Origin of the sequence: Bradyrhizobium sp. Rc3b (assembly GCF_900114915.1) — a bacterium.
Lineage (GTDB): Bacteria > Pseudomonadota > Alphaproteobacteria > Rhizobiales > Xanthobacteraceae > Bradyrhizobium.
On the sequence record NZ_FOUS01000042.1, the window covers coordinates 1 to 9923 of the forward strand.

Below are 9923 nucleotides of genomic sequence, written 5' to 3' on the forward strand. Positions count from 1 at the left end.
GGACGACCGGCTGCGCAACCCCGACCAGCTCCGCCGATCGTCCGTTGCTCCACCCGCGCCACTTGGCGTACAAAACCCCGAGACTCTAACTGCCGCTGGATGAAAGTTCGGTGGCAGGTCAGGTGGCGGCAAGCGAGAGCTGCCGGTAGCCGCTGCAACCTTCAAAGTCAGCGTTGGCAGCTTAGTGAAATGGCGCAGCGGTTTCGTGCAACTTGCAAGCGCCGCGGCCCGCTCGACGGGCGACCATCGTCCTACGTGTTGTCTTCCGACCGGAACTGGCTCCTCATGCGGCTCGACGAGCACCCGGACATCACATTGCGCGCTGCTCAGAACTGGCAGAACGTGGGATGAAGGTCAGCTATTACCGGGCGTGGCACACCTTCGAGCACGAAGGCATCAGATTAGAAAAGAAGCCTGCACACCGGCGAGCAGGATCGTCCCGACGTGGCGCAACGGCGGGTGCAAGGGAAAAAGTAAAGGGCGGCTCGGTTCCGCTCCTGGTCTTCATCGGCGAGACTTGCGCCAAAGACCAACATGACGCGCACCGACGCCCGCGCGAGCCGAGGCGAGCGCCTGATCGCCACCGGCGGACTTTGACCTTCCTCGCGGCGCTGCGCCACGACGCATTAGCGCTCCTTGTGTGATGGACGGACCGATCAACGGCGAAAGCGTCCTCGATTGTGTCGAACGCATCCCACAGACCCGGCGACATTATCACTATCGACAATCCCGGCAGCTACAAGGGCGGAGTGCCATCCGTGCCGTTGGCGCAAAGCTGTTCTAGCTGAGTCCTACAGCCCCGACCTCAGTCCGGCCGAGCTTGCTCAAGCCCCTGCTCGGAGCCCGCCAAGCGAATCGTACCTGGAAGCGCATCTACCTTGCTGGACTGGTGTGGCGCTTCGCCTTCGCGACGCCTGCTAGGCCTGGATACCAAGCCGATCCCGCGCGCACCTTTACAGGCAAGCCAAACAAAAAGGGCTGGGCTTTAACCAGGCCGCGGCTCCATGAACTTGAAACGCGCGATACTCTGTCGCCCGTCAACACTTACGGGCACCTCACCCTGGATGGTCGCGCGACCCACGATGCGGCGCTGGTCACCGTAATCCTTGGTCGCGCGATGCATTGTGGCTCGGTTGTCCCAGATAGCGACATCACCTTGCTTCCACTTCCATCGCACCGTATTTTCCGGAGCGGCAATATGCGAGTCAAATAGCTCGCAGAGCTTGTGGCTATCATATCTCGGGATACCAAGAAAACCTGCAACATAAGAGCCTAGCACCAGGGTACGCTCGCCCGTCTCCGGGTGGACCCGTACCACCGGATGTTCGGTTTCGATTCTCGGTCTGGTGAAATCCTCTGTATAAATCTTGTTAGATGATCCGGGATAGCTGTGAACAGCCCAGAGCTCGTCGGCGAGCCGCTGCAGAGTTGGCGGCAAGTCGCGATATGCAGCCGCCGTGTTCGACCACACGGTGTCTCCACCGATTGACGGGATCACAACTCCTCGCAGCACCGAAATCTTGGGATAGGCATCCATGCACGACCAATCGATATGCCAAATGTCTGTCGGAAGATCTCCTACAGAATCGATTTCAAAGATCGGTCTCGTTCCCTCCGGATATGGCGAAGCGTTCCCGAAGCGGATAGAGAAGCGCTCTTGCTCAGTATCGTTGAGATGCCCCTGGTCGCGAAAGAAGATGACCTTATACTCGAGCAGCAACTCGTTGATGGCAGCGATGGTTTGTTCAGGCAAATCAGCCGATAGTTTGATGTTCCTGATTTCAGCACCGATGCGGGGCGTCAATTTGACGACATCAGTACACGGGATGACATTCTCGATCACATTCATTTCAATCATGCGCGAATTCTCCAGAGTTGCGGCTTTTCGTCAGGCATCGTGAGCCGCATTTTGATCGTTCAGACAATGTCTCCAGCCGCAGATGCTTGCACTGATTTACCCTCAAGAACACCATTCGGCCTATAAACATTCCAAGACTCCGGCTTGACGTCTGGCAGCCTTTGAGGGTCACGTATTCGATCGTGCATTGCCCAACTGTGTGCCTTGTTGCCTCCAGCCCCGCTGGGGCTACTGTTGCACTTCTCTCGTGCCACCGCACCTACCTCTCCTAGCGGGCACGCGGCCTCCGTCGGGGTATGAAAATTCTGATGCTGTATGCGGATTGCACGCCTGGAGAAACACTAGATGAGGGATTTGGGCTTTCTGGGTCAAGCTGGACCTATCATCAATATGAAGCAGACAAATCGGTTTGGCTCACAGCCAGGGCAATCACGTGTGAAACTGCTGGTGTTCGCTGTTGCTACTTAACTATCGGTGCGGACTGGTCATGAGATGCGCCACAATGCCTTCTGCTCTGATTTCACTACAACACGGGGGGACTTTCCGCACGAGAGGTCGGATCCGATACACTAATGCTGGCGATGATCTGGATCAGTTTGCCGACATCCCGCGGTAGTGTAACGGGCCACTTGGCCGGAACAACAGTCGATCACGTTGCAGCCGAACTCGATTACTATGCTAAAGAGCTCGGGGCGCTGCATCGAATGCGGAGTCTACTCGATGTCGCCGAGCATTCCGAGATGATGGTCCCGGTTGACGAGTTTGCTTCCATAAGGTCAACGCTTTCAGCGTTGAAGGGCCCCTGGACGCCCACGGAAGAGACTTGCGATGCACAGTGTGCGCGATGTGAGCAAGATCAAGGCGGCTGGCTGCCGAGGCGCGAGATCGCGCGACGGTAGGAGGGGCGGCGTCGATGGTGTGGCTGGCGATCCTCGCAGACGTCGGTGACGCCGAATGGCTCGCGCTGCTTTCGAACATGAAGCTTAACTGCGGCACGAGGGCCAGCTCGCCACCCGCCCACGGCACCGTAAAGCTGCGCCAGTAAGCGTCCGCCGAGGCTCCGCGCCCGCTGTTCGCCGACCTTTCAAGGGCTGATCGACGACCGTATCACCCGGTTGATCTGCGGCCGGTTGGCTTCCGGCAAGAGCTGCATCGCTTCGGCGCGCTCAGCGACAACGCCTGCCGAGACAATCGCTCCGCGCTGTACCAACGTGTCCCTCCTCGCGCGCGGCGACCGCCATCCACGCTCATTGCGCGGCCTTCCATGTATGCCGACCCTGTGCGTGGTCGCATCTTGCATGCCCATCGGCTCAATCTCAGGGCAAGAGCCTGCGTCGCACTCGGCATCTGTCCGAAAGGCGTGAGTCGGGCCCGTGTCATGAGCGCAAGCCGAGCAATATCAAATGACGAAGTCATTTTTCTGTTTTCTGCTAAGCTCTACTGAGAAAGCGCTAAGCTGGATTGATCGCTTTTTTACGACATTGGATTCATCGATATTGCCATTTTTGCGATAAACATCTTTTGAAGGTTGTAACAGATGCTCACCGCCGACCGGCCTTATTCATTGATCCGGTGAGATTTGGCTGTTGCGTGCGCGACCGCCACAATCGGGCCCGCAAGCTGTTTGGCTCGTGGATCTGGAGATCGGTGCGCCGTGATCACCCGCAGCGAGCATTCGAAGGGTTATAAGCGAGGCGCTGGAGCCCGAACCAGCCGCTTTCTTTGAGAGCACCGAACGGTCCATAGGCTGCCTCCTGGACGTCGCTTCCGACTCGCTAGCGGAACAGCAGGCCTGATTCCAGCCACTCCATCAGAAGCCGCTCCCAGCGGATCACGTAAAATGCCTGCGACAGCATCGCCCCCGCAGCTTCTCAGGCGGCATTAACATACGTCCGACCGCCGAAGAACGTGTGGGCGGTCGGAACGCGTACACAGACAACGTCCGCAGTGCTGGCGCAGCCCAAGCTTAAGAACCTTCTGTCAAACGATCATTTCTCAGTCGAGTGTGTTGAAAAAGGCGGCAGTTCCGACTCGAGAATAGGAGTTATTCAGTCTGTCTCATTGGCCGGACTGATGATAATGATGGGGCATCAGCAGGTCGAGCAGACTGCGTTGTTCTACGAAGCATATTCCCGCAGAACATCTCTTGAGATCAGATCGACAGGTTTGTCGATCTGCAGGAGATCAGGCGGGACCTGGCACTTTCTACAGCAGCATCGGCCGACCTTCGATCAATCCTGAACTGATGATCACGATGCTCCTGCTCGATTACTGCTTCGGCATCCGATCAGAACGGCACCTGTGCGCTGAGGTTCACCTCAATTTAGCCTACCGGTGGTTTTGCCGGCTCGGTCTGGGTGGGGCAGTGCCGGACCATTCGACATTCTCCACGAACAGGCAGGGCCGCTCGACATTCCGTCGCGTTTTCGAGAGTGCTGCGCCCATGAATCGAGAAACGACTGGTCGGCAGTGACGGATTTCGCCGTCGATGCTAGCCTAATCAAGCCTGATGACAAACGACAATCGAAGGCGAAAAGTGACTTCCACCGGAGGCTGCCGGCAAGCAATCGAAGAGTATTTGGCTGTGCTCGATGACGCCCCTTTCGGAGCCGCGACCGAGGTTACCCCTCAGTTCGTATCGCCCACTGATCCGGCAGCGCGCTGGACAGGGGCGCATGGCAGCCAAGCGTCTTTGCCTGTTCGACGAACTACCTGCATTGAGAACGCGACTACGAAGCCGCGGCAACATGGCGCGCCAGATCGCGAGACCCTCGGAGGGAGGCACCTCGCGCCGGCTCCGCAACAAATCGAGATGTTTGTTCCCCCATCTCAAGCGCATTCTCAAGCTCGACCGTTTGCGTTTACGACGCCCCAACGGCGGGCGCGACCGGTTCATCCTCGCGGCCATCGCCCAGAACCTTCGAACGATGGCCAAGCTCATCCCGATGCGGCCCCGGGCTCGCATAGGGTCAGTAGAGCAGTTCGGCCTCGCGGCGACGAACCTGTCACAATGAAATATTGCCGCCCTTTTTCAACGGAATCGGTCGGTAGCAGAAGGGCACGAAAACGAAGCCGTATTCATCAGAACTCCCTGTTCGAGAGCCGGCATGACGTCGACTCCTGCTGACGCGGGGACGAGCATGCCCCGGCGGAGCGCCGAGCTTCACATAATCGAGCCGCGTCCCGACTTGCCGACAGCGATGGCGCTTGGCGCCGAGCTAGCCTACGACGCAGAAGACTTCGTCAACGAGTCGCGTTCGATGCACGTGAGGCCAGATGCTGCGCAGCAAGCCAGCGGCCGCAGCTCCGGCACGGAGGGCGAACGAGCCCCACGGTTGCTATGCCTTCGTCAGCGCATCGGCAAGGCAACGACCAGGCATTCGGCTGGATCAAGACGGATCGCCTAGCACAGAAGACGAGCTGCTGTGGCTGTGATCGAGTCGTATGGCGCGTTATCTTCGCCGCACTATGTGCAATTGTGCGTTTCCCCAAGCTGATGGGTAGGGCGCCCTGCTTCGCAGGACTTTTCATGGCGGCTGGCACGCCGAGATGAGGTCTCGGGCCACAATGTCGTCTAGGTGGCGCGTCTCACCTTCCAGCCCAATCTGACCGCGAAGTTGGCTTTGAATCTATCAAGCGCTTCCTGCACGTGCACTACAGACCCGCTCGACAGATCGGTTTGCCCTGACGTCTCATCGGAAGGGCACGAGGAGATCCGTCCTGCGGTGGCGGATCTTCTGTGGTCGACGTGCGGGCAGGCTCGTTGGTAACATCTACAACAGCGAGGAATTCAACCTCTCGCCAACGCCGCTGAGTTATCAGCCTGCTTGCAGAGCTGCATGGACCAAGCCAAATGCGCCCTGCGATCGAAGTCGTTAAGGTTTACCGAGTACACGAATGCTGCGGCCCGAGCAAATCCTTGGGGCTGCTTTCAGGGGCCGACAGGGCTCGCGCAAAAACTGTAGAATGTCGCAGCTGGCAGGAGGACTACAAGCCATGGTAGTTCCCCATTCTTCGCTTCGCACCTAGATGTTTCTTACGCAGCTAAGTGGAGCCGCTGCGAACGGCCACTGCATGGGATCGCGCATCGGCCCCGCCGAGAGCCGCACTTGCCGATAGCTGATCCATAAGTCCGCTATTGGGAAAGTATCGGGGTGTTGAACCGGCGGCCAGGAGAAGACGAAGGACAAGTGGCTATGCAATCGCGCAAAATGGAACGTTTCCAAGCTCTTGAATCGAACGTCCATGCGTATTCACGTTCATTCCCTGCTATGTTCAGCCGCGCACGTGGCTCGATTATGCTAACCGACGACGGCCGAAAAGTAATCGACTTCCTCTCCGGTGGGGGGGTACTTAACTACGGCCACAACAATCATAGGATCAGAGACGCAATCGCTGAGCATCTCTCATCGGATGCTGTCGCCCACGGGTTTGATATGGCCACTCCCGAGAAGCTTAAGTTTATGGACAATTTCAGCTCCTCAATACTTCAGGATCGAAGCTTGCAATATCGGTTTCATTTCACCGGACCAACGGGTGCTAATGCCATTGAGGCGGCTTTAGAGCTCGCACGAAAAGCCACAGAGCGTCGGACCATCGTTACATTCACACGCGGCTACCATGGGATGAGCTTAGGATCCTTCGCCGCGAGCGATAATCGAGTCCATCGTACAGCTACCGGCGTCTCTTTGTGTGACCGTAGGTTCATGCCGTTTGATGGCTATCTTGGTCCAGCTGTCGACACCGCCGACTACCTCCGAAAGGTGCTAAAAGACACGAGTAGCGGCGTCGATCTTCCGGCAGCCATTCTTGTAGAAACAGTACAAGGAGAAGGTGGCATGAATGTCGCTTGCGAGCAGTGGTTGAGGTCTCTTCACGTTACAGCGAAACAAGTGGGAGCCCTTTTTATAATCGACGATATTCAGATGGGTTGCGGTCGCACGGGCGACTTCTTTAGCTTCGACTTTGCAAACTTGTCGCCAGACATAATCGTGATGTCTAACTCGCTAAGTGGGTATGGTCTTCCATTATCGATGTTGCTGATCAACCACGAGTTCGACGCGTGGAGGCCCGGCGAGTGCACTAGCACATTTCAAGGGAACAATCTTGCACTTGTATCTGCAAACGCAGCGGTAGAGTTGTATTGGCGTGACAGAACTTTCTCCCGGGAAGTTAAGCGGGTGGGAAGAACTTTGCGGCAGCGGCTGGAGGCAATTGCTTCAAAGCATGCGGGTAAGTTTAATGTCCGAGGTCGTGGTATGGCCTTGGGTTTTGATTGCCAAAGCGCCGGAATGGCAGCCGCCACTAGGGGCAAAGCATTCGAGAAAGGGTTGCTTATCGAACGATGCAGGACCAGCGACCAGGTCCTAAAAATTCTACCTGCACTGACCATCGACGATGAAACACTGGATGAAGGACTTGAGCTGTTTGAGTTAGCTTTGGTGGAAGCATTGCGGGAGTTTGGAGGCGATGCCGATCTAGGGGGCGAGCAGCAAATCTCGGAAGGTGGCGCTTCGTCGTTTTAGCCTTATCGCGGCGCAATCGCCACTGCCTAGCTTCTCGATCCCGACAGAAAGTTGTACTCGCGACGTCGAACCGCGTAGTGGTAACCGTTCGGTGCTCTTCTCGGCACTCGTCCATTCCTGGATTCGGCGCCGTACCTTTGACCTGCGGCCAGGTATGACCCTAGGGCTAGGCTTAAGCGGACATCCACAGGCCACGGGCAAAATCTCGCAAGGGTCGCGCTGCCGGAGGGAAGTCGAGAACTCGCTAGCGCCTGGCTCACTCGCATTGAGCTCGCGTCGCCCGTGTTCGGCTTTAACCATGGGTAGCCACGTTTGAGTGACCATAGAAGAGCATGTCGCGACGCAGAACATAAGCGCAACAATCGAGCAACGCCAGAAAATCGTCTTTAGAAGAAATGCAATATCAAGCACTAGAAGTTGCGCAGGCGTTTACGTTCACCTCTTCGCGGTCGAACGGACCACCATCTCTGTAATTGTGGCTCGTTAGACTACGAGCAGAATAGGAGAGCTCGTGACTGACCGGTATTCCAAGCGCGCCTACTTGCGTCGAGCAGCTGTCGTTGCGCCCCCAAACTTCGTCGGCATCATTCAGGCCAACTCCCATTTGAAAGCAGCGTAGTTGTTCGTTGGCTCCGATCACAGCGCGTCTCGCGAAGGGACCTCGGCGGAAGCGACCTACTACTCGATGATTAAGCTTGCGGGTATGTCTTTGACGTCGAGCTTAGGCAGCGGCTCCACATCGCATTAATATGCAGATCTGTTCCCCTGGCGCGCTTGCACTGGCGACGAGTAGGATTGAGCGGGTCGGGCATGTGGACTCCTTCACTCAGGCAAGAGATAGTCTCCGAAGCGGCATGGCCTGGTGCTCGGCTCATTGCGCGTTGTGCCTACAACTTGCGAAATACTTGTGAAGATCTAGTTCGATTTTATGCGGCACCTCGACAACAGCTTCTGGGCAAACGCCGAGCTCAAGCAGTACGTATTTGAAAGCATGGCAACGGCTCACAAACAAGCCACCAAAAGCCCCGTTCTGTTCACGCACGACCCAGTTACCGTTGCAATTCTCGCCAACAAAGACAGTGGACGCTGCGCACCTGCGCGAAGCTCGGTTAGTGAATTGCACTTTGGGTCCTTGCTTCGACGGGCTTCTGTCTCACAACTAAGGATGCTGGAGGTGGGATCTACCTGCACGCGTGATTCGATGTCATCTCCAGAACGTTCTACGGGCTCACGAGCGTTCGCCGAATTCCGGGGAGCTCATTGCCGCAAACTGCCGGTCGCGACGCTATTGGCGAGGACGGGATACCATGAGCGTTCGTGACGAACAGAAAGTAGAAAGGCAAGCGCCTACAAGCCTTTGGAGGGAGTGCCCAGAGCGCCTTGAATTCTGAACGCTGGTCGATTGTGGGGGATCCGCCATCATCATCAGAGACGCGAGCTCATCATCTGAGCAGAGCTGGACGCGAAGCATTTTCGAGAGGCGACGACGATGCGCATTGATGACCTGCGGTAGGCCGAACGGCTTGTGGTTGATACTGCATACCTCAATCCTGGAAGCCGTTCCCATTTGCGCCGACGTCACTGTTCATATCCTTTTAACGTGACGCGGATCAATGACCAGCATCGGTAGTTTATCAAGAAGCGTAGACTTGCGTGATCGCTGTAGGATTGGCGGCCAAAAGCGAAGAGTTCGTCATGGGTTGATGGGCGTCGCGCCTAAAGTCTGGAAAGGGCTTTGGACGCAAACGAAATGACCTGGGTTCCGGAGCCTGGTGCTATCGCCGCTGGAGAAATTCCCCGCTCCTTGGGGGGCGTGCTTAGGGAAAGGGTGATATGCGGCCCACATAGAGTTGGACACAAATACCGACAGCCATGATTGTCGTAATGCTGCTGTCGGGTTTACGGCAAGGTGCAAGCCCATAGGCAGGGCTGCAGTGGGAAGGCGGCCTCGCGCCTACGTCGCGGCGATCGCCGAAGAATATCTCCTGCCTCGCCGATGTTTGCTGGCTCCACTGCGTGGCATGGCATTTGCTGATGCCTCTCCTGTTCTCTCGAGCTCAGGAGAAATTCATCGCGAACGAGAACGAGGTTGTGCTGTCAGAAGGAAAAAGACAGTGTTCGCGATGGGTCGACGAGGGGAAGTCATCCTGGGCTATCGGAGTCGTCCTTAAAGTGGGTGAGAACAGCGGTATCTCTCCGGCGGCGGCCGTCTTGTGAAGTTTGGGCGTCTTTCTGAGGATGTGACCTTAAGTCTAGCCTTAAGGTCATGCCGCTATGCAGGTGAGGGTATTGGGCGCCGAGCGCCGGCGCCGATGGAGTTACGACGAGAAGGTCCGCCTTGTTGAGGAGACCTTGCAAGCTGGTGAGACGGTCTGCGGGATCGCGCGCCGGCATGGGGTGGCTCCGAGCCTGCTGTTCACCTGGCGTCGGCATGCGCGACAGGGCCGCCTGGGCGGTGACGCGGTGTCAGTTCTCGTTCCTGTCGAAATCACTCCGGCGCCGGCTCCGATATCGATCAGCGCGCCGCAACCGGCGTCTTC

General features: G+C 57.1%; 4 protein-coding genes and 1 pseudogene. 4 read left to right on the forward strand and 1 reads right to left on the reverse strand.

Features of this window, described 5'->3' with window-relative positions:
- Nucleotides 1-347: 347 nt before the first annotated feature.
- Nucleotides 348-644: a hypothetical protein gene (locus tag BM190_RS40180; protein WP_143109208.1), complete on the forward strand. Its 297-nt coding sequence runs from the start codon at nucleotides 348-350 to the stop codon at nucleotides 642-644.
- Between the two features lie 341 nt (nucleotides 645-985).
- Here the strand turns inward: BM190_RS40180 and BM190_RS39195 are convergent, their stop codons facing one another.
- A complete protein-coding gene (locus BM190_RS39195; protein ID WP_092263375.1) occupies nucleotides 986-1858 on the reverse strand; it encodes a TauD/TfdA dioxygenase family protein in 873 nt (290 codons plus the stop codon).
- 2089 nt (nucleotides 1859-3947) lie between these two features.
- On the opposite strand from BM190_RS39195, the pseudogene BM190_RS39210 reads away from it, so the two are divergent.
- From BM190_RS39210 to tnpA, 3 genes and pseudogenes are all read left to right on the forward strand, one after another.
- Nucleotides 3948-4872: pseudogene (locus BM190_RS39210) on the forward strand (transposase).
- 1182 nt (nucleotides 4873-6054) lie between these two features.
- A complete protein-coding gene (locus BM190_RS39220) occupies nucleotides 6055-7383 on the forward strand; it encodes a diaminobutyrate--2-oxoglutarate transaminase (RefSeq protein WP_244550914.1) in 1329 nt (442 codons plus the stop codon).
- Nucleotides 7384-9657: 2274 nt separating this feature from the next.
- Nucleotides 9658-9923 (forward strand): IS66-like element accessory protein TnpA (gene tnpA, locus BM190_RS39235; protein WP_092263391.1); only part of this gene is annotated, 266 nt, incomplete at its 3' end.

Excerpts from the sequence above, each read along its gene's own strand:
- BM190_RS40180 (WP_143109208.1), top strand. The coding sequence starts at position 348 with ATGAAGGTCAGCTATTACCGGGCGTGGCACACCTTCGAGCACGAAGGC.
- BM190_RS39195 (WP_092263375.1), bottom strand. The coding sequence starts at position 1,858 with ATGATTGAAATGAATGTGATCGAGAATGTCATCCCGTGTACTGATGTC.
- BM190_RS39220 (WP_244550914.1), top strand. The coding sequence starts at position 6,055 with ATGCAATCGCGCAAAATGGAACGTTTCCAAGCTCTTGAATCGAACGTC.